Source organism: Alteromonas sp. AWQ4_252 (genome assembly GCF_056158205.1).
Genome location: NZ_JBSWSV010000001.1, coordinates 1,509,987 through 1,526,219, shown reverse-complemented (window position 1 = coordinate 1,526,219; position 16,233 = coordinate 1,509,987). Strand labels below are relative to the sequence as shown.

At 41.2% G+C, this 16,233-nt stretch carries 29 protein-coding genes; 25 read left to right on the top strand and 4 right to left on the bottom strand.

Features of this window, described 5'->3' with window-relative positions; genetic code table 11:
• The first annotated feature begins 103 nt into the window (after positions 1-103).
• The 12 genes from ACXACM_RS06820 (at position 104) to ACXACM_RS06765 (ending at position 6,916) form a co-directional block, all read left to right on the top strand.
• Positions 104-316 carry a hypothetical protein gene (locus ACXACM_RS06820; RefSeq protein WP_474820614.1) on the top strand — a complete coding sequence of 71 codons (213 nt, stop codon included), beginning with the start codon at positions 104-106 and terminating at the stop codon, positions 314-316.
• Positions 317-691: 375 nt separating this feature from the next.
• Entirely contained in the window at positions 692-898 is a 207-nt protein-coding gene (locus ACXACM_RS06815) for a hypothetical protein (RefSeq protein WP_474820658.1), read from the top strand.
• Positions 895-1,281 (top strand): hypothetical protein, encoded by a 387-nt coding sequence (locus ACXACM_RS06810; protein ID WP_474820657.1) that lies wholly within the window; start codon positions 895-897, stop codon positions 1,279-1,281. Before ACXACM_RS06815 ends, ACXACM_RS06810 begins: the two co-directional genes overlap by 4 nt.
• 120 nt (positions 1,282-1,401) lie before the next feature.
• On the top strand, positions 1,402-1,800 hold the full coding sequence (locus ACXACM_RS06805; RefSeq protein ID WP_474807861.1) for a hypothetical protein: 399 nt from the start codon (positions 1,402-1,404) through the stop codon (positions 1,798-1,800).
• Between the two features lie 127 nt (positions 1,801-1,927).
• Positions 1,928-2,140 (top strand): hypothetical protein, encoded by a 213-nt coding sequence (locus ACXACM_RS06800; RefSeq protein ID WP_474820649.1) that lies wholly within the window; start codon positions 1,928-1,930, stop codon positions 2,138-2,140.
• Positions 2,141-2,265: 125 nt separating this feature from the next.
• Complete coding sequence (locus ACXACM_RS06795) at positions 2,266-2,649, top strand: hypothetical protein (protein ID WP_474820656.1); 384 nt, start codon at positions 2,266-2,268, stop codon at positions 2,647-2,649.
• A 729-nt stretch (positions 2,650-3,378) separates the two neighbouring features.
• Positions 3,379-3,795: a hypothetical protein gene (locus ACXACM_RS06790; RefSeq protein ID WP_474820654.1), complete on the top strand. Its 417-nt coding sequence runs from the start codon at positions 3,379-3,381 to the stop codon at positions 3,793-3,795.
• A 140-nt stretch (positions 3,796-3,935) separates the two neighbouring features.
• Positions 3,936-4,190 (top strand): PspC domain-containing protein, encoded by a 255-nt coding sequence (locus tag ACXACM_RS06785; protein WP_474820653.1) that lies wholly within the window; start codon positions 3,936-3,938, stop codon positions 4,188-4,190.
• Between the two features lie 113 nt (positions 4,191-4,303).
• The gene (locus tag ACXACM_RS06780; protein ID WP_474820652.1) at positions 4,304-4,558 is read left to right on the top strand and encodes a hypothetical protein; all 255 of its coding nucleotides are present in this window, start codon (positions 4,304-4,306) and stop codon (positions 4,556-4,558) included.
• Between the two features lie 1,092 nt (positions 4,559-5,650).
• Entirely contained in the window at positions 5,651-6,163 is a 513-nt protein-coding gene (locus ACXACM_RS06775; RefSeq protein WP_474820650.1) for a hypothetical protein, read from the top strand.
• 128 nt (positions 6,164-6,291) lie between these two features.
• A complete protein-coding gene (locus ACXACM_RS06770; RefSeq protein ID WP_474820649.1) occupies positions 6,292-6,504 on the top strand; it encodes a hypothetical protein in 213 nt (70 codons plus the stop codon).
• 130 nt (positions 6,505-6,634) lie between these two features.
• Positions 6,635-6,916, top strand: coding sequence for a hypothetical protein (locus ACXACM_RS06765; RefSeq protein ID WP_474820648.1), 282 nt, complete (start codon positions 6,635-6,637; stop codon positions 6,914-6,916).
• Positions 6,917-7,016: 100 nt separating this feature from the next.
• On the opposite strand, the gene ACXACM_RS06760 is transcribed toward ACXACM_RS06765, so the two are convergent.
• Positions 7,017-7,334, bottom strand: a complete 318-nt coding sequence (locus tag ACXACM_RS06760) for a CcdB family protein (RefSeq protein ID WP_474820646.1) — start codon at positions 7,332-7,334, stop codon at positions 7,017-7,019.
• Positions 7,334-7,579 carry a type II toxin-antitoxin system CcdA family antitoxin gene (locus ACXACM_RS06755; RefSeq protein ID WP_474820645.1) on the bottom strand — a complete coding sequence of 82 codons (246 nt, stop codon included), beginning with the start codon at positions 7,577-7,579 and terminating at the stop codon, positions 7,334-7,336. Before ACXACM_RS06755 ends, ACXACM_RS06760 begins: the two co-directional genes overlap by 1 nt.
• A gap of 193 nt (positions 7,580-7,772) precedes the next feature.
• Here ACXACM_RS06755 and ACXACM_RS06750 point away from each other — a divergent pair, with 193 nt between their 5' ends.
• Both ACXACM_RS06750 and ACXACM_RS06745 read left to right on the top strand, forming a co-directional pair.
• The gene (locus ACXACM_RS06750) at positions 7,773-8,186 is read left to right on the top strand and encodes a hypothetical protein (RefSeq protein ID WP_474820644.1); all 414 of its coding nucleotides are present in this window, start codon (positions 7,773-7,775) and stop codon (positions 8,184-8,186) included.
• 61 nt (positions 8,187-8,247) lie between these two features.
• On the top strand, positions 8,248-8,754 hold the full coding sequence (locus ACXACM_RS06745) for a T6SS immunity protein Tdi1 domain-containing protein (RefSeq protein ID WP_474820642.1): 507 nt from the start codon (positions 8,248-8,250) through the stop codon (positions 8,752-8,754).
• A gap of 581 nt (positions 8,755-9,335) precedes the next feature.
• On the opposite strand, the gene ACXACM_RS06740 is transcribed toward ACXACM_RS06745, so the two are convergent.
• Both ACXACM_RS06740 and ACXACM_RS06735 read right to left on the bottom strand, forming a co-directional pair.
• On the bottom strand, positions 9,336-9,617 hold the full coding sequence (locus ACXACM_RS06740; protein WP_474820641.1) for a type II toxin-antitoxin system RelE/ParE family toxin: 282 nt from the start codon (positions 9,615-9,617) through the stop codon (positions 9,336-9,338).
• Positions 9,614-9,898: a type II toxin-antitoxin system TacA family antitoxin gene (locus tag ACXACM_RS06735; protein ID WP_013783738.1), complete on the bottom strand. Its 285-nt coding sequence runs from the start codon at positions 9,896-9,898 to the stop codon at positions 9,614-9,616. Before ACXACM_RS06735 ends, ACXACM_RS06740 begins: the two co-directional genes overlap by 4 nt.
• A 179-nt stretch (positions 9,899-10,077) precedes the next feature.
• Between ACXACM_RS06735 and ACXACM_RS06730 the strand changes: the two genes are divergently transcribed.
• The 11 genes from ACXACM_RS06730 (at position 10,078) to ACXACM_RS06680 (ending at position 16,147) form a co-directional block, all read left to right on the top strand.
• A complete protein-coding gene (locus ACXACM_RS06730; RefSeq protein WP_474807861.1) occupies positions 10,078-10,476 on the top strand; it encodes a hypothetical protein in 399 nt (132 codons plus the stop codon).
• Complete coding sequence (locus tag ACXACM_RS06725; RefSeq protein ID WP_474820640.1) at positions 10,466-11,026, top strand: hypothetical protein; 561 nt, start codon at positions 10,466-10,468, stop codon at positions 11,024-11,026. Before ACXACM_RS06730 ends, ACXACM_RS06725 begins: the two co-directional genes overlap by 11 nt.
• A gap of 128 nt (positions 11,027-11,154) precedes the next feature.
• Positions 11,155-11,505 carry a hypothetical protein gene (locus tag ACXACM_RS06720; protein WP_474820638.1) on the top strand — a complete coding sequence of 117 codons (351 nt, stop codon included), beginning with the start codon at positions 11,155-11,157 and terminating at the stop codon, positions 11,503-11,505.
• Between the two features lie 136 nt (positions 11,506-11,641).
• Positions 11,642-12,022, top strand: coding sequence for a VOC family protein (locus tag ACXACM_RS06715; RefSeq protein WP_474820637.1), 381 nt, complete (start codon positions 11,642-11,644; stop codon positions 12,020-12,022).
• A gap of 187 nt (positions 12,023-12,209) precedes the next feature.
• Positions 12,210-12,530, top strand: a complete 321-nt coding sequence (locus ACXACM_RS06710) for a hypothetical protein (RefSeq protein ID WP_474820635.1) — start codon at positions 12,210-12,212, stop codon at positions 12,528-12,530.
• Positions 12,531-12,715: 185 nt separating this feature from the next.
• Positions 12,716-12,913 (top strand): addiction module protein, encoded by a 198-nt coding sequence (locus ACXACM_RS06705; RefSeq protein ID WP_474820628.1) that lies wholly within the window; start codon positions 12,716-12,718, stop codon positions 12,911-12,913.
• Complete coding sequence (locus ACXACM_RS06700; protein WP_474820634.1) at positions 12,913-13,209, top strand: type II toxin-antitoxin system RelE/ParE family toxin; 297 nt, start codon at positions 12,913-12,915, stop codon at positions 13,207-13,209. The genes ACXACM_RS06705 and ACXACM_RS06700 overlap by 1 nt, the downstream gene beginning before the upstream one ends.
• A gap of 569 nt (positions 13,210-13,778) precedes the next feature.
• Entirely contained in the window at positions 13,779-14,060 is a 282-nt protein-coding gene (locus ACXACM_RS06695) for a hypothetical protein (RefSeq protein WP_342326365.1), read from the top strand.
• A 181-nt stretch (positions 14,061-14,241) separates the two neighbouring features.
• Positions 14,242-15,135 carry a hypothetical protein gene (locus ACXACM_RS06690; protein WP_474820632.1) on the top strand — a complete coding sequence of 298 codons (894 nt, stop codon included), beginning with the start codon at positions 14,242-14,244 and terminating at the stop codon, positions 15,133-15,135.
• Between the two features lie 145 nt (positions 15,136-15,280).
• Positions 15,281-15,703: a hypothetical protein gene (locus tag ACXACM_RS06685; protein ID WP_474820631.1), complete on the top strand. Its 423-nt coding sequence runs from the start codon at positions 15,281-15,283 to the stop codon at positions 15,701-15,703.
• Between the two features lie 135 nt (positions 15,704-15,838).
• Complete coding sequence (locus ACXACM_RS06680) at positions 15,839-16,147, top strand: DUF6980 family protein (protein ID WP_474820629.1); 309 nt, start codon at positions 15,839-15,841, stop codon at positions 16,145-16,147.
• Positions 16,148-16,233: the final 86 nt, after the last annotated feature.

The window sequence follows — 16,233 nt, the reverse complement described above, 5'->3', positions numbered from 1 at the left end:
CTCCCTGGGACAATAACACGTGGGCTCAGTCGCTTCGCTCCAAATTTTAGCCCACGTGTTATTGCCCCTAAGCGGGGTGTTATATGCAAAAGGAATTTGTACAATGAATATAAATGCAACACTCTTCGGCCAAGTTGTTATCGTTCTGGCAGTTATAATGGCTGTACTTGGGTACTATTTGGGTAAAAGAAAAACTCAAACTCCTGTTCTTACAGCGGTAATCGCATTCTTCACTGCACTATTACCGCCTGTAGCACTCATTTTTTTAATTGTTCTAGTGGTAAAAAACGATGTCCAATCTACTACTAGCAATTGACTGTATTTTTGCATATAACAAACAAATTAAGTTCGCCCGCTACGCGGGCTGGGACGCAAACATGTGGCCGGCTTCGCCATTTTCGCCCACATGTCCGCGCCCCTTATTTAAAAGTTATAAACCATGGCGAAATTTAGGCTTAAACTCTTTTTCAAGTTGTCAGTAGATTTACGTTTTACTTTTCAATTTACGGCATCAGTTCTCAAACATTCGACTGCGTAAACAACGTACTCTTTTCGGCCTATCTTCGCTGAAAATTCAAGAACGGCTACGACCAAGTGCGTGAAAGGTTGTTTCCAATTCTATAGTTGCTACACCGTAGGTTGCTCGAAACCACAAACCTTTTTTTAAGGTCGTTTTAGCTCAGTGCGCGCCATGGCTGGTTTAAAAAAACATCACCAACAAAATTCAAAACCACACTCTTTTTACTTGCAGCTTTATCCACAAATCATTTATAACAAACAAATTAAGTCGCCCGCTGGCGCGGGCTGGGACGCAAACACAGGCGCTGCTTCGCATTATAGCGCCCGCGTTCGCGCCCCTTATTTGGGCGTTATATTTTTTGGAGTAATGCTGAAATGAAATGGATTTTTTTAGTTCTGCTTTTTCCTTTTCAAGCTTATTCATCAACGTGCATTAGCACTGAAGATAATTCCTTTGCCTGGAATCAAAAATTCGCTGACGAAATTTCAATAAGCACTGAGTTTTTTGATGGGAGCTATACCGTTGCAATAGAAGCTCCCATTGAATTAGAGGGCTACGCTTTTAATGGTATATCTTTATCCGTTGATAACATCGAAGATCCGACTTTTTATACAATGCTGTTTACTGGTGAAGTAAATTATACTCATAGGGCATGGTATTCCGTGAGAGCTGAAATGGTTAGAAAGCATTTCATAACAGTCAGTTTTGGGTTTCACGGTTGTGAAGGTATTGCAGTTACCAAGCAGGTAGTTTTCAACTAAAAATATAACAAACACATTAAGCCGCTCGCAGGCTCGCTGGGACAGTAACACGTGGGCTCTGTCGCTTCGCTCCTATTTTAGCCCACGTATTACTGCCCCTTATGTGGGTGTTAGCAGCCAATGAGCCCTTTATTTAGACTACTAATAATTGTTGAAACTGTCGTTTGCTTTGGCCCTTTGACCATATTGCTGGCTATGTCTTTAATTCTGGTGCCTGTGGTATTTTCTGAGGCTTTCAACGGTTCGTTTTGGTTGCTGCCTGTTCTTGCGCTACCGGTCTTTGGCTTTTTGGGGCTATTCGCTATTATTAGTTTGGTTTTGCATATTTTTGAACCAACTAAAGTATTTTTAAAAAGGTCCAAGTTATTTTTATTCACCGCGGTGGGGATAGTGGCTTTATTATCAATAATTCCACTCTTCGAAGGGGCTTTTTACAGTTATATAATGGTATTTCTTCCGCTGCTGGCCACAATGCACTTATTTTACCTTTCGCGTGCGGTTTGGCATATTGGCAGCTAACAAACAAATTAAGTCACTCGCTTCGCTCGCTGGGACACAAACATGGCGGCTGTGTCGCTTCGCTCCGATTATAGCCGCCATGTTTGCGCCCCTTATTTGGGTGTTATATGCAAAAGGAATTTGTACAATGAATATAAATGCAACACTCTTCGGCCAAGTTGTTATTGTTCTGGCAGTTATAATGGCTGTACTTGGTTACTATTTGGGTAAAAGAAAAACTCAAACTCCTGTTCTTACAGCGGTAATCGCATTCTTCACTGCACTATTGCCGCCTGTAGCACTCATTTTTTTAATTGCTCTAGTGGTAAAAAACGATCTCCAACCTACTACTAGCAATTGACTGTATTTTTGCATATAACAAACAAATTAAGTTCGCCCACTGCCGTGGGCTGGGACGCAAACATGTGGGCGGCTTCGCCATAATCGCCCACATGTCTGCGCCCCTTATTTAAAAGTTATACGCTTATGAGATTATTTGCTTCTGTATTTTTATTAGCTTCACCTGCATTAGCTGGCGAGCAAAATTTGAATGAAATTTTTGGTAATGACAGGTTTCTGAACTCAGAACTAGTTTTGACAGGGTATTTGAGTGCAGTTGAAGATGAAAAAATGTCGCAGACAGCTTCGAATCATTATCCAATTATGTACTTTTATGGTTCAAAACAAGATTATTTGAAATCTAGTAAGCGTTTTATATTTTTTGATACACAGAGCGAGTATTGCCAACAAACAGACTGCACTGAGTTTGTAGGCCAAACTATTAAAATAACCGGCTCAATACGTTACATTGGTGAACCTGTAAACTTCCACTCAATTACAGATATAAAAAGTATCATAGTCGTAAGGTAGTACGCATATAACAAACCACTCAAGGCACTCGCTTCGCTCGCTGGGACGCTAACACATGGGCTGCGTCACTTCGTTCCTAATTTTAGCCCATGTGTTATCGCCCTTTATGCGGGTGTTATGTGACTTATTAATTATGGAAGCCCTTTTTAACAAAAACGGAATCAAGTTTAAGCTTCCAAGCGGAATACAAGTCTTGGAGGAGTCTTGGCATGAGCAACTCTCAAGTATAAACCTTGACTGCGAGGGAACCGAACTTAGTATCGACATATATCATAAAAAGAAGTCGAAAGACTTGGATAGCTATATCGGTTCCGAAATAGTTCATTTTGAGCGTGAACTTCCTTTCTCATTCAGTCTTTCTGAAGCTCCGGCCATCTCACCACTACAAACCAATAGGAACGCTAATAATGTCACCGGAAAACAGGTTGCATTGAATATAAGAGCATTCTTTTTCATGAAAACACAATACACTCTATATTGTTACCGGCTGGAATTTGAACAAGATTTATGTTTCATCTCCTGTGTGTTTGCCGACGAGAGAAAGTCACTTATAAAGGACTCAATTGACCAAATTATGGGTAGTATTAAACTTGGGAGTTAGTCACATAACAAACGCATTAACACTCGCTGCGCTCGCTAGGGACAAAAACACGTAGGCTCCCTGCGCTTCGCTTGGTATTGTAGCCTACGTATTTTTGCCCGTTATGCGGGCCGTTATGCGTAATTGAGATGAAGAATATAGTTATATCCAGCTTGGCTCTGTTGATTACAGTATTTATGCTGGTGTTTTCAATCGCGTTAATTGATTCAATTGGCAATGATTTTGGTGGGTTTGCAATTTCAGCTATGGTTGCTGGCGTAGCAACAATGGTTGCTTCAATTGTATTGTTAGTGTGGGCAATTCCCATACATTTAGTTTTGGTAACGTTAAATCGAGCTAAACTAATATGGTATATAACATCAGCATTAATACCGGGATTTATCTTTGTTTACTGGCTAACTCCGTTCGGCCGAGACCCAGATATACACCTATTTTTTCAGGCACTGTTTTGTAGTTTTATAGGGGCAGTATCGGCATCTGTATTTTGGTATCTCGCCGTATACAGGGTGCAGCGCATAACAAAACAATCAACCGGACTTCGCTAAGCGTGGTTCGCTTTGCTCACAATACCACGCTTAACTCCGCTCGGTTATTGTGGCGTTAGCTGTCATTTGTGCCTTGTAGTCTGTGAGCTTATTTAACAAGTCACATTGTTTTTTTATTTCTTCATGAAACAGGAGGTTTTATGCAACAAAGGGACTTGCCGGTTCTCACGCGGGGAGAGCACGGCATTATCGCAGGCGTATGCTCAGGACTTTCTCAATATTATGGGTTCCGTAAAACGGGGCTTCGAATAGCGTTTCTTGTATTTTCATTTTTCTTTGCCTTGCCAGTTATTTTGTATATTGTTTTGTGGCTGATTTTGCCCAAGTACCCAACTACTCAGGCAATGGCACGGCAGCTTCGAAGGCAAAGTGGTCGTTTGGGAAAAGACAGCTAACAAACAAATTAAGTCACTCGCTTCGCTCGCTGGGACACAAACATGGCGGCTGTGTCACTTCGTTCCGATTTTAGCCGCCATGTTTGTGCCCCTTATTTGGGTGTTAGGTGCCAATGGACATTCTAATTTTGCTCTACTTTTTAACAACTTTAGTTGTTGGCGCTATCGCTATTTATTCGTACATTAAGGCAATTAAAGCTGTTTTTGGCTCTATTTTTATTGGTGTTGACCTTTTTGAATTTATTGGTGTTTTTGTCTTAAATTCGCGTGGTTCTCTAAGTGAAAAGCAATTACAAAAGAGGAACCATGCTGGCATATGGATTTTACTTTTATTTATTCTAGTAATGTCTTCACAAATTATTGTGTAAGCCATATAAATATAAAGAGCGAGATCAAGGTTATATAAAAATGTCACCTAACAACCCAATCAACTCACTCACTTCGTTCGCTGGGACGCATACACGCGGGGCGGCTGCGCCATTATGCCCCACATGTCTGCGCCCGTTATTGGAAAGTTATAAGCCACAGGGAATTTGAGTTTGGCAATATTATTTTTAAGCGTATTTGTTTGTACATTTTTATGGATTGAACTTCATTACTATGTAATCAGTCGGTACGGAAACAGGGCGGCACTCGTTTTGTCGTTAGTAGGGGTGCTTTTGGGATTTCTCTACTCATATTTTTCCTCGTCATCAATGTACGCGCGAGAGACAAAGCAAATAGCCCTCATAAGCTTCAGCGTAATAGTATTTGTAGTTCCAATTATCGTATGTCATTTTTTAACATGGCTTACGCAAAAAAATAGTGCCAATACACGTCATGTGATTTCTGCTTTCTTAGCATTTATTAATTGTTTTTTATGGCCATTTTTTGCTTTGGTTACCGGTTGTTATGTGCAACTAGATTGTATTTAATACGGCTTATAACAAACGCATTAACCACTCGCTGCGCTCGCTGGGGACAAAAACACGTAGGCTCCCTCGCTTCGCTCGTAATTGTAGCCTACGTATTTTTGCCCGTTATGCGGGCGTTATGTTCTTTGGTGAATTATGAGCTTTGAAAAGCCAACAATTTGGGGGAACGGCTCATTGGTTGCGTCGGCTAAATGTCCACAGTGCAAGCTTCTAATGTACCTCGGAAACCAATGTCCTCATTGCAAACATTGGCTTTCAGAAAAGGAAAAAGACGAACAGAATCGTTTTTGGAAAAAGCGCAGAAACAAAGAAATTGTGAAAGGTCTTATTTTCTTCCCTACATTACTATTGTTGCTGTTTTGGCTTTTTGTATAGAGTTGGAAATAGGCGGTTATGTTTAGTTAGTTTTTTTAAACCCAATAGGTAAACATAACAAAAAAATCAAGTTCGCCCGCTGCGCGGGCTGGGACGCAAACATGTGGGCTGCTCACTTCGTTCGGATTTTAGCCCACATGTCTGCGCCCCTTATTTAAAAGTTAGCCACTTATGTATAGAATGGATGTTGTACAAACAATCAGGGATGAGAAACTTACTCTAAAAACCCCTTGGGCCTTAGGGCATTTTCATGTTTCCTTTCAGGTGCTTTTCAACGGCCTGCCTTTTGTTCTTATTAGTATATTGGCAACTGAGCTTCTTCAGCCATATATACAACAACAGTTCGCTCTTTTCAGTCTATTGATTGCAAGTCTAGCGGTCAGCTATTTCTTTGTTAGAAAGCAGTATTACCCAACAGTAATATCAGGAATTACTCGCGAGCAATTTCAACAAGCTGTAGAACCAGCTCTAAAAGAGCATGGTTTCAATATTGTTCAAGATAACAAGAAGTTCTTATCCGCCACCCGTACTGCAAACCGCGTACATATTTCCGATAATTTTTATGCTGCATACACACAACATAGCATTCTTATATTTTGTATTTGCGAACTGCCGCTTCCATTTTCTTACATTAAATCAAAAGCCGTTATTGCTTCTATTGTGACACGGTGTAAAAGTGGCTAACAAACGCATTAACCACTCGCTGCGCTCGCTGGGGACAAAAACACGTAGGCTCCCTCGCTTCGCTCGTAATTGTAGCCTACGTATTTTTGCCCGTTATGCGGGCGTTATATGCAAAAGGAATTTGTACAATGAATATAAATGCAACACTCTTCGGCCAAGTTGTTATTGTTCTGGCAGTTATAATGGCTGTACTTGGTTACTATTTGGGTAAAAGAAAAACTCAAACTCCTGTTCTTACAGCGGTAATCGCATTCTTCACTGCACTATTGCCGCCTGTAGCACTCATTTTTTTAATTGCTCTAGTGGTAAAAAACGATCTCCAACCTACTACTAGCAATTGACTGTATTTTTGCATATAACAAACAAATTAAGTTCGCCCACTGCCGTGGGCTGGGACGCAAACATGTGGGCGGCTTCGCCATAATCGCCCACATGTCTGCGCCCCTTATTTAAAAGTTAGGTGAAACCGGAATGTTTACCTTTGGATTGAAGAAAAAAGATATAGCATGTTGTTTGCTCTGTTACAGTGAAGCTGAATATGTTTTTTCAAAGAGCGTGTGGAACGCGGTTTTGCATATTCTAGTCGTTGCTTATGTTGTGGCTTTTTTCTCAGCAATACTTATTGCACCATCAGCGCTATATAAAATCATCGCCTTTTTTGTCACTTCAGCATTAGGTATTTTCACTAAGCTTCTCATGGATGTAGAGCTGAAATGTAAGAAATGCGGTAATTCTCTACTCATCAAGCCATAGGTTGTGTTAGCTTTTCACCTAACAATCAAATGTTGGGGACACAAACACGCGGGCTCTGCTTCGCAGTATAGCCCACGGTTTGTGCCGCCAAATTAGGGCGTTATATTCCAGTGATAGCGAAGTCTATTGCATCTATCAGCAGTTCTCTGGATTGCTCCAGCGAACCAATGCGATCCTTGAGCACGTCTTCGGGTATAGAACTAAGCTGTTGTGCTAGAAATAAGTATGTTGTGCCTTCGAATTCTATTTCCGGCGTCAGCTTGTTCATGTAAAAACTGTTTTTAGAATTACTAGTTGTTAACGGTACAACCAGCCTTGTTGCCAATTGGTCAATTACAGAGTTTTGAACATCAACAAGAAAAGGGTAAGCTTCGCTAGTTTTCTTGCTTGGGTTTCTGTAAACATCAAATTGCGCCATTAGAAGTTCCTGTACTCATCACCTATACAACCGTTCTCAGCAATAAACTCGTTGTATGCAGCTATGGCAGCTTTGTTTTCTTTTTTCCATTTCTCGGCTTCAATACTTTTTAGCTTGTCTCTAAGTGCTTGTTCTAAGGTCGCAGACAGGTTAACTTTTAAAATTCGAGCTTTTTGCAATAGGTCGCTATTTAAGCTTAGATTTGTCGCTTTCTTGGGGGCATGGACGTCATATAAATCTTGCATTTTATCACTCCAACTAATTTTACCACCAAGTATACGCATACAAATGCGCATTGCAAAGTATGGTTGAAATATAACAATCACATTAAGTCGGTCGCAAGCTCCCTGGGACAGTAACACGTGGGCTCTGTCGCTTCGCTCGGATTTTAGCCCACGTATTACTGCCCCTTATGTGGGTGTTAGAGTTCGAGGTTTTATGAATAGGATGTTTTACAAATGCTCAGTGGATGGCCCTTCAGATATTGAGCATGTTGATTCTGCTAAAGCTCAAGACATAACGAGCCAGTTTATTGAAAATCAAAAAGACTTTTATGAAGATGCCGACTTGGCAATACTCGAATCGATGTTCGGATTTCATGAAACACCACATGATTTCATAGAGATTTCAATTGATTCAAAAGAAGATTATAGAATACGTCTTGAGTGCAAAGTACCAAAATCGCTATGGTTCATCTCTTATAACTCGATTTACCAAAAAGAGTATAAAATGAAGTCTCCCACAAAGCTGAACATCATAATCAACGAGTTTTTTAAACGTGAAATATTGGACTTTAAAAACTATTTCGATTGTTTAGAGCTTGAAGAATCTCCTCCTTTGAGGTTCAGTTGAAGAACTCTAACAAAACGCTCAAGTCGCAACCCGCTGCGCGGGTTGCTGGGACAAAAACACAATGCGGCTTCGCCATTTTCGCATTGCGCTTTTGCCCCTTAGCTTAGTGTTATACGCCTCGGAGAAACAAGTGACGCTCATAGACGACGTAAGCAACGCTTGGGGATGGACTGGAATTGAACCCGAACAAATTGTTGGGGAAAACGAATTTGGCAATCTCATGGTGAAGGCTGAAGACGGCCGATATTGGCGAATCTGTCCTGAAGAACTTTATTGCAAAGTTGTTGCAAACACCCGGGGAGAGCTCGACGAGCTCTCAGCCGACCAAGAGTTCCTTCACGATTGGAGGATGGATGAATTGATCAAGATCGCGGAAAATGAACATGGTCCCCTTGAACCAGGCCGTAAGTTCTATCTAGTAACACCTAGCCCACTTGGCGGTTCATATGGGCCCGAGAATATTAAATCACTACCTATCAACGAACTAATTCGCTGGTCAGGTGACATAGCGCAACAAATAGAGGGTCTTCCCGAAGGCGCTCAAGTTTCGATCAAAATCGTTGAGTGAGTCGGCGTATAACAAAGTGTTGAACTCGCTCCAGGCTTCGTTTGCGCAGCAAACGCTGCCTTCCGCAGTACGCCCCTTAACAAGGTGTTATGTGCTAAAAGGAAAAGGAATTCGCAAGTGACTCAGATAAAAACACCAAGACCTCTATTAATCTTAGTCATTATTTACATTGCCTGCTCACTCATATCTCTCATAACCATGTCGAGCATTTACCTCTCTATCATACTGTTCGCAATAGTAATTGGTATAAGTGCAAGATATAGTGGTGTACTTATTGCGCTGCGCTTATTGGTCATTTTACAAGTTTCAATGGGTGCCATTGTATTTATGTTTCTCGTAGTTTTTTCAAACATCGAGATACCAGAGAGCTTCAAAAAAATTAGTGAATTATCAGCTACCGAAACAACAGCTTTCTTTTTGTTTTTGGTTTTTCAGTGCTTCGTAGTTTTCTCAAAAAACACGAGGTTGTATGTTGAACGCACATAACAAAAAAATTAAGTCGTTCCCTTCGGTCACTGGGACGCAAACATGTGGGCGGCTTCGCCATTTTCGCCCACATGTCTGCGCCCCTTATTTAAAAGTTAGTTGCCTACAGGAAATTTTTGCTTTTGGTGTAAAACTCGAAGAATGTGAATAATGTCGTCTTTTATGAAATATGAAACAATCATTGAAACCTCTGGAATTATTAACAGTCTTCCCGGTATACCCTCTCTCTCCACTCCCATACGAGGTTGCTGGTTCAGGTTTTCAACTTTCTTCTCAATTATATCATCAGTTTTTTCTGCTGCTAATGGGTTAAATTCGTATAAAAACTCGAAAATAGCCTCACGATCGTCCAACGAACTTTTTTCCCATAAGATCATTTTTTGGCTTTATTCCTAATTTTCATTTTTCGAGCTTCCATGTCCAAGTTCGCTTCTTCATGACTGACAAACTTGCTTTGCCCACTCTCTAATTTACTGAACGCAGCATTAACCTCTTCAGTAAGCCACTGATCATGAGTAATTATTTTTCGTTGCTGTTCAGCGAGCTCTTCCGTAAGCTCTCTACAAGCGTCACTTAAAGTGCGTCCTTGGCTTTCGGCCATTATCTGAGCTAGCCGTTTAGTTTCTTCATCTACTCTAAACTGAATACGGGTATCCATGGTAAACTCCTTATGAAATGTACACACAAATGTTAGCACGCTTATTGAATTTACGGCAACTAACAAACGCATTAACTCAGTCGCTGGCGCTCCTTGGGACAAAAACACGTAGGCTCCTTGCGCTTCGCTTAGTATTGTAGCCTACGTATTTTTTCCCGTTATGCGGGTGTTAGCAGCCAATGAGCCCTTTATTTAGACTACTAATAATTGTTGAAACTGTCGTTTGCTTTGGCCCTTTGACCATATTGCTGGCTATGTCTTTAATTCTGGTGCCTGTGGTATTTTCTGAGGCTTTCAACGGTTCGTTTTGGTTGCTGCCTGTTCTTGCGCTACCGGTCTTTGGCTTTTTGGGGCTATTCGCTATTATTAGTTTGGTTTTGCATATTTTTGAACCAACTAAAGTATTTTTAAAAAGGTCCAAGTTATTTTTATTCACCGCGGTGGGGATAGTGGCTTTATTATCAATAATTCCACTCTTCGAAGGGGCTTTTTACAGTTATATAATGGTATTTCTTCCGCTGCTGGCCACAATGCACTTATTTTACCTTTCGCGTGCGGTTTGGCATATTGGCAGCTAACAAACAAATTAAGTCACTCGCTTCGCTCGCTGGGACACAAACATGGCGGCTGTGTCGCTTCGCTCCGATTATAGCCGCCATGTTTGCGCCCCTTATTTGGGTGTTAACTTCCATCATGATTGACATTTTAATAGCCATAGCCTTTCTACTTTTTTTCACTTACGTAATGTATGTGGAATACAAAAATCCACTCTGGAACGAGTTTGTTTCTAGAGGTGCAAACATCCCTGAAGTCAACGGAGATCAACATTCCATTGAAATGGTATTCTTCTGGAAAAATTGCCCAACTTATAAAGAATCAACTGAAAGTGATTACTGGAACTCAATGACTGTATATTGTCTCGAAGACGGCATTTTGATTAAACGCCCCTTTTTTCTTTTTGGGCGAAGGTCTGTTTTCTTTCAGTGGTCACAGATTGAAGTCGGAAGCTGTTTCAGGGAATGGATGGCCAAGAGAAGAGAAATTCACATAAAAGATACGCACCTTTATTTGAGTATTTCTGATAAGGTTTATCAACGCTGCCTTAAAATGGTAAAAGATGGAAGTTAACAAACCGCTGTAGTCGGTCGCAAGCTCCCTGGGACAATAACACGTGGGCTCAGTCGCTTCGCTCCAAATTTTAGCCCACGTGTTATTGCCCCTAAGCGGGGTGTTATATTTTCTGAAGGATTTTCCAAGTGAAACGGATTTTTCTCATAGCAATAGTGCTTCTTTCTCTTACAGCATGTGATTTTGGTGTCTTTCCAGAAGCTGATACCACATTCGGTACCCAGAATTTCGTTTCTGCAATATCAATTATTGAGTTGCATAAGGTTCGTAATGGCACTTACCCTGAATCGTTAGAGGAATTAGAATTTCTTGGGCAGTGGGATGCAATTTGGTTAGGTGCAGTCCGTTACGAAAAAACGGACTCTGGTTATAACTTGTTTGTTGAGCGCGGTTGGGTAAACGAACCTAGCCTCGAATTCCCAATTAAATTCAAACAGGGTTTGGGCATCCAGAAAACAAATGTTCAGTGGATTGAATAACCACAAATATAACAAACCGCTGTAGACGCAAGCGGAGCTTGCTGGGACAAAAACACGTGGGCTGTCCTCGCTTCGCTCGTTATTATAGCCCACGTATTTTTGCCCCTAAGCGGGGCGTTATACGCTAGGAGTTTAAATGGAACTTAACCAAGTTACGTTACCAGTAAAAGATATGGATATTGCTGCTAACTTTTACCTAAATCTCGGCTTCACACAAATTGTCGATACGCCTCATTATGCAAGGTTTTCTTGCCCAGATGGGAATTCTACCTTTTCCTTATCACTCGAAACCGGTGAATTTGAAAACAGTTCTGTGATTTACTTCGAGCATGAAAAACTTGACGAACTGTGTGCTGAGTTAACTAAAAAAGGTTTTCATTTTGAACAACTGCCCACAGAGCAACGGTACTTGTGGAAAGAAGCCATACTTAAAGATCCGTCTGGTAACAAAATCAAACTTTACTGGTCAGGTGAAAACCGCTTAAATCCTCCTTGGAAAGTTGAGAAACGCGTATAACAATCTGCTGTAGTCGCTCGCAGGCTCGCTGGGACGCAAACACATGGGCTGCGTCACTTCGTTCCTAATTTTAGCCCATGTGTTTCCGCCCCTAAGCAGGGTGTTATATTTTCGGAGTAAGTTCAAATTGAGATGGATTTTATTAAGCTTGTTATTTTGTGGGGCTTCCAACGCGACTACTTGCATTGTGACTGAAGAACAAGAGTTTCTTTGGAATGAAAAATATCGTCAGCTTTTTAAAGTTAATACCGATTATTTTGATGGAAGTTACTCAGTAGAAATTGTGATTCCGAACAAAATTGATAATCGAGAATATCAAAATTCGGCACTTTTTATCGATAGCCTTGAGGAACCTTCTCTGTTTATGCCAGCGGAAGCTTTCGAGCATGATGATGGAAAAGTAGTGTGGTATACAGTTGGAAATGAATTGGTTAGAAAACACTTTTTTGTCTTTTCATACGGTGAAGGCTGTGGGATTTCGGTAACTTTACCGGTTATTTTTAACTAAAAATATAACAATCACATTAAGGCGCTTCGCTGGGACAGCAACACGTGGGCTCTGTCGCTTCGCTCCGATTTTAGCCCACGTATTACTGCCCCTTATGTGGGTGTTAGCTGCTTCAATGAAATCAAAATGCCTTTTGTTTAATAAACAATTATACTAATAGCACTACATATATTAGGAGACCTGCTATGAAAATAGAGAACCTCTCAACTATAGAAAAAGTTGAACTCGCCCAGAGAATTTGGGACTCAGTAGCTGCTGAACAAGTTTCTATTGAATTATCAAAAGAGCAAGCTCAGCTTCTTAACGATAGACTAATGTCTTTCGAAGCTGACCAGAACTTTGGTTCAAGTTGGAGCGACGTTAAGAGCAGAATCACTGGCTGATGAAATTTATCTTATCAATCAGGCCAGAAGCAGAAGAAGATATCAAAGAGGCATATTCTTATTATCAACAATGCCAAACTGGGCTAGGAAATGATTTTATTACCTCTGTAGAATCAGCAATGATTAACATCACAGAAAACCCAGAGATTTACCAGAAAGTGTACCGAGATTTTCGCCGCGTACTTATCGGACGCTTTCCATTCGGCATTTTTTACAAAATGTTTGACAATAAAGTTCTGGTATTTGCTGTCATGCATACAAGCAGAGCACCAAGAACGTGGCAAAAGCGCAGCTAACAAAACGCTGTTGGCACTCCCTCCGGTCGCTGGGACGCTAACACGTGGGCTGACTCACTTCGTTCGGATTTTAGCCCACGTGCTAGCGCCCCAAAGCTTAGCGTTATAAACCATGGCGCAATTTGGGCTTAAACCCTTTTTTCAGTAGTCAGTAGATTCACGTTTTACTTTTCAATTTACGGCATCAATTCTCAAACATTCTACTGCGTAAACAACACGCTCTTTTCGGCCTCTCTTCGCAGATAATTCAAGAACGGCTACGACCAGGAAAGTGAAAGGCTGTTTCCTGTTCTACAGTTGCTGCATCAGTGCTTACTTGCGGCCGCAAATCTCTTTTTATCGCCGCTTAAGCTCAGCATGCGCCATGGCCGGTCGTTAAAAACATCGCAAACAAAATCAAAACCGCACCCTTTTTACTTGCAGCTTTATCCACAAATCATTTATAACAAACAAATTAAGTCGTGCGCTAGCGCGCACTGGGACGCAAACATGTGGGCGGCTTCGCCATTCTCGCCCACATGTCCGCGCCCCTTATTTGGGCGTTATATGCCACCAGGAAAACCTAACTTATGGTTTACTTATTAGCTGGAATTGTTTGTGTTCATTTGGCTTGGGCATTTTTTAATACACTAGCTGTTAACAACACATTATTCATCAATAATAGCTCTCGAGTTATTACGTTACTTGTTAATTGGCTTATTCCAGTAGGTGGCCCAGCTATTACTTTGCTTGTCCTTCGCTCAATAAACCCTAAAGTAAATGCCGGCAATCCTGTTGCGGACGGTTCTGATAGTAGTAACTTATATTCGGGTAATGAGGGTTCAGATTCTGGTGGCGGCTGTGGTGATTAATTTAGCTAAACTAGGTCGTATTAAAAGTGGCTTATAACAAAAAATTAAGTACGCCCGCTGCGCGGGCTGGGACGCATACATGCGGGGCGGCTTCGCCATTATGCCCCACATGCCTGCGCCCCTTATTTAAAAGTTATAAACCCTAAGGGAATGATTCCGATTCATTTAACAAGGACTGTACTTGAAAATTAACGAAACCGTACGACATTACTTGGGTATGTTCTTAGGCTTTGGATTGTTCTTTCTGCTTGCGTTTGGTGGCTGGGAACTTTCGGAGCACTCCGAGTGGTTTGGAAATCTATGGGCATCTGAACTTAATCGATGGTTACTTCTCCTTAGCGGAGTTGTTTTGATTCCTATGTTACTCCTAAAGATCTATTCTTTTTTCTGGGGTAGAGGAAAGTTAATTAGAACGTTTAAACAGAAGGCTAGATCTAGAATATCCAACTGTAAAGATAATGATATTGTGCGTATTCAGGGGAATCTTGTTTCTTTGGCAAAGCCACTAATTGCCCCATTAACTCAACGAGAATGTTCAGCCTATACATTCAGATTTTCAGAAAAGGTGCAAAGAGTTAATGCTCGGTCTAGGACAGAGGAAGCGTGGCAAACTTCGAAATATGTAGAAACTTCAAAACCATTCTTAATAAAGTGTGAGGATGCTCTGGCTCTAATCCGCACGGATGAGGCAAAAGTAATTGTACATGTAGGTAAAGTGCATGATGAGAGTACTTACATGAAAGATAGCGGTGGATTTCTGACAAAAGAGGAAAACGAAAACCGTGCGTTGGTGTTACAGTCTATAGGCTCTGAGCCAAAGCGATTTATTGGTGTCTATGCTGAAGATTTAAAATTTGAAGAGGGCGTTCTACAACCTAACGAGCAAGTTACGGCTTTAGGTCAAGGAAGATGGATTAAAACTTGTAATGACCATGAACTAAATTACTTACACGATGAAGGCATTGAAAATGTCTTTGAATTGAAAACGAGTGAGGCCCAACAACTTATAGTTAGCGATGCTAAATATTTGTTAGATGATGTAAAAGCTCAGTATGATTTTCAAAAAAATAAATAGAGGTCGGGTTTATAACAAACCACTCAAGGCTCTCGCTTCGCTCGCTGGGACGCTAACACATGGGCTGCGTCACTTCGTTCCTGATTTTAGCCCATGTGTTAGCGCCCCTTAGTGGGGTGTTATGTGGCAATAGGATAATTTGACTATGCATCTTCGATTTTCTTTAAAACTGCTTTTATTAGTGAAACTGTTAGTTTCTTCAGGGCTCTGTATAGCTGGCGGTATAGAAGTGAAAGAAATTGTATTTGATGGTGTTAGTATCTACGAAGCTCAAACTAATGATCCTGAAATTCTTGGCGTTTCTGTGCAGCCAGCTGAAAACGAAAATACTTGGTATGTCTTTTTGCCAGTCGCAGAATTTGTTAGAGACGAGCCGTTAGAAACTAAGTTTAGGCGATTGATAGACGAGACGTTAACTAATATAGCCGGTGTTAAATCAGTCGAGGAAGCAGATAGAGAAGTTTGGTATGTCGAAGGCAAAGTATCAGGTGAGGAACTCGTTATTAAAACGGTTGAAGCACTTAACTCCATTTATCCTGAACTCAACGATTACATCAATTCGTTTTAACAGGCGGCCACATAACAAACAACTGTAGTCGTTCGCTGGCGCTCACTGGGACAATAACACGTAGGCTCAGTCGCTTCGCTCCAATTTTAGCCCACGTGTTATTGCCCCTAAGTTGGGCGTTAGGCATTTCGCGATATGACCATAGTAATGATGCTTAAAAATGAACGACAATCACTACCTAAGTGTTGTTGTACAGACATGGAAGATGCAGTTAAAGATGCTGAACACCCAATTTATTACAGTGGGGCTTATCAAGAGTATGGGCTGAGATTGAATAGTGGTTATGAATATTCAATCATGAAATACTGCAATTGGTGTGGTGCAGAATTGCCGTCATCCCGGAGAGAACAATGGTTCGACTCATTGGAAAAACAAGGTATAGATCCTTGGGAAAACGACATTCCAATTCATTATTTAAGCTCTTCGTGGTGGGAACATGCCTAACAAAACGCTGTTGGCACTCCCTTCGGTCGCTGGGACGCAAACACGGGGCCGCTTCGCGATTATAGCCCCGCGCCTGCGCCCAAAAG

What these genes read in the sequence shown, in the direction of transcription:
- ACXACM_RS06820 (WP_474820614.1), top strand. Translation starts at nt 104, where the DNA reads ATGAATATAAATGCAACACTCTTCGGCCAAGTTGTTATCGTTCTGGCA.
- ACXACM_RS06815 (WP_474820658.1), top strand. Translation starts at nt 692, where the DNA reads ATGGCTGGTTTAAAAAAACATCACCAACAAAATTCAAAACCACACTCT.
- ACXACM_RS06810 (WP_474820657.1), top strand. Translation starts at nt 895, where the DNA reads ATGAAATGGATTTTTTTAGTTCTGCTTTTTCCTTTTCAAGCTTATTCA.
- ACXACM_RS06805 (WP_474807861.1), top strand. Translation starts at nt 1,402, where the DNA reads ATGAGCCCTTTATTTAGACTACTAATAATTGTTGAAACTGTCGTTTGC.
- ACXACM_RS06800 (WP_474820649.1), top strand. Translation starts at nt 1,928, where the DNA reads ATGAATATAAATGCAACACTCTTCGGCCAAGTTGTTATTGTTCTGGCA.
- ACXACM_RS06795 (WP_474820656.1), top strand. Translation starts at nt 2,266, where the DNA reads ATGAGATTATTTGCTTCTGTATTTTTATTAGCTTCACCTGCATTAGCT.
- ACXACM_RS06790 (WP_474820654.1), top strand. Translation starts at nt 3,379, where the DNA reads ATGAAGAATATAGTTATATCCAGCTTGGCTCTGTTGATTACAGTATTT.
- ACXACM_RS06785 (WP_474820653.1), top strand. Translation starts at nt 3,936, where the DNA reads ATGCAACAAAGGGACTTGCCGGTTCTCACGCGGGGAGAGCACGGCATT.
- ACXACM_RS06780 (WP_474820652.1), top strand. Translation starts at nt 4,304, where the DNA reads ATGGACATTCTAATTTTGCTCTACTTTTTAACAACTTTAGTTGTTGGC.
- ACXACM_RS06775 (WP_474820650.1), top strand. Translation starts at nt 5,651, where the DNA reads ATGTATAGAATGGATGTTGTACAAACAATCAGGGATGAGAAACTTACT.
- ACXACM_RS06770 (WP_474820649.1), top strand. Translation starts at nt 6,292, where the DNA reads ATGAATATAAATGCAACACTCTTCGGCCAAGTTGTTATTGTTCTGGCA.
- ACXACM_RS06765 (WP_474820648.1), top strand. Translation starts at nt 6,635, where the DNA reads ATGTTTACCTTTGGATTGAAGAAAAAAGATATAGCATGTTGTTTGCTC.
- ACXACM_RS06760 (WP_474820646.1), bottom strand. Translation starts at nt 7,334, where the DNA reads ATGGCGCAATTTGATGTTTACAGAAACCCAAGCAAGAAAACTAGCGAA.
- ACXACM_RS06755 (WP_474820645.1), bottom strand. Translation starts at nt 7,579, where the DNA reads ATGCAAGATTTATATGACGTCCATGCCCCCAAGAAAGCGACAAATCTA.
- ACXACM_RS06750 (WP_474820644.1), top strand. Translation starts at nt 7,773, where the DNA reads ATGAATAGGATGTTTTACAAATGCTCAGTGGATGGCCCTTCAGATATT.
- ACXACM_RS06745 (WP_474820642.1), top strand. Translation starts at nt 8,248, where the DNA reads ATGCGGCTTCGCCATTTTCGCATTGCGCTTTTGCCCCTTAGCTTAGTG.
- ACXACM_RS06740 (WP_474820641.1), bottom strand. Translation starts at nt 9,617, where the DNA reads ATGATCTTATGGGAAAAAAGTTCGTTGGACGATCGTGAGGCTATTTTC.
- ACXACM_RS06735 (WP_013783738.1), bottom strand. Translation starts at nt 9,898, where the DNA reads ATGGATACCCGTATTCAGTTTAGAGTAGATGAAGAAACTAAACGGCTA.
- ACXACM_RS06730 (WP_474807861.1), top strand. Translation starts at nt 10,078, where the DNA reads ATGAGCCCTTTATTTAGACTACTAATAATTGTTGAAACTGTCGTTTGC.
- ACXACM_RS06715 (WP_474820637.1), top strand. Translation starts at nt 11,642, where the DNA reads ATGGAACTTAACCAAGTTACGTTACCAGTAAAAGATATGGATATTGCT.
- ACXACM_RS06705 (WP_474820628.1), top strand. Translation starts at nt 12,716, where the DNA reads ATGAAAATAGAGAACCTCTCAACTATAGAAAAAGTTGAACTCGCCCAG.
- ACXACM_RS06700 (WP_474820634.1), top strand. Translation starts at nt 12,913, where the DNA reads ATGAAATTTATCTTATCAATCAGGCCAGAAGCAGAAGAAGATATCAAA.
- ACXACM_RS06695 (WP_342326365.1), top strand. Translation starts at nt 13,779, where the DNA reads ATGGTTTACTTATTAGCTGGAATTGTTTGTGTTCATTTGGCTTGGGCA.
- ACXACM_RS06685 (WP_474820631.1), top strand. Translation starts at nt 15,281, where the DNA reads ATGCATCTTCGATTTTCTTTAAAACTGCTTTTATTAGTGAAACTGTTA.
- ACXACM_RS06680 (WP_474820629.1), top strand. Translation starts at nt 15,839, where the DNA reads ATGACCATAGTAATGATGCTTAAAAATGAACGACAATCACTACCTAAG.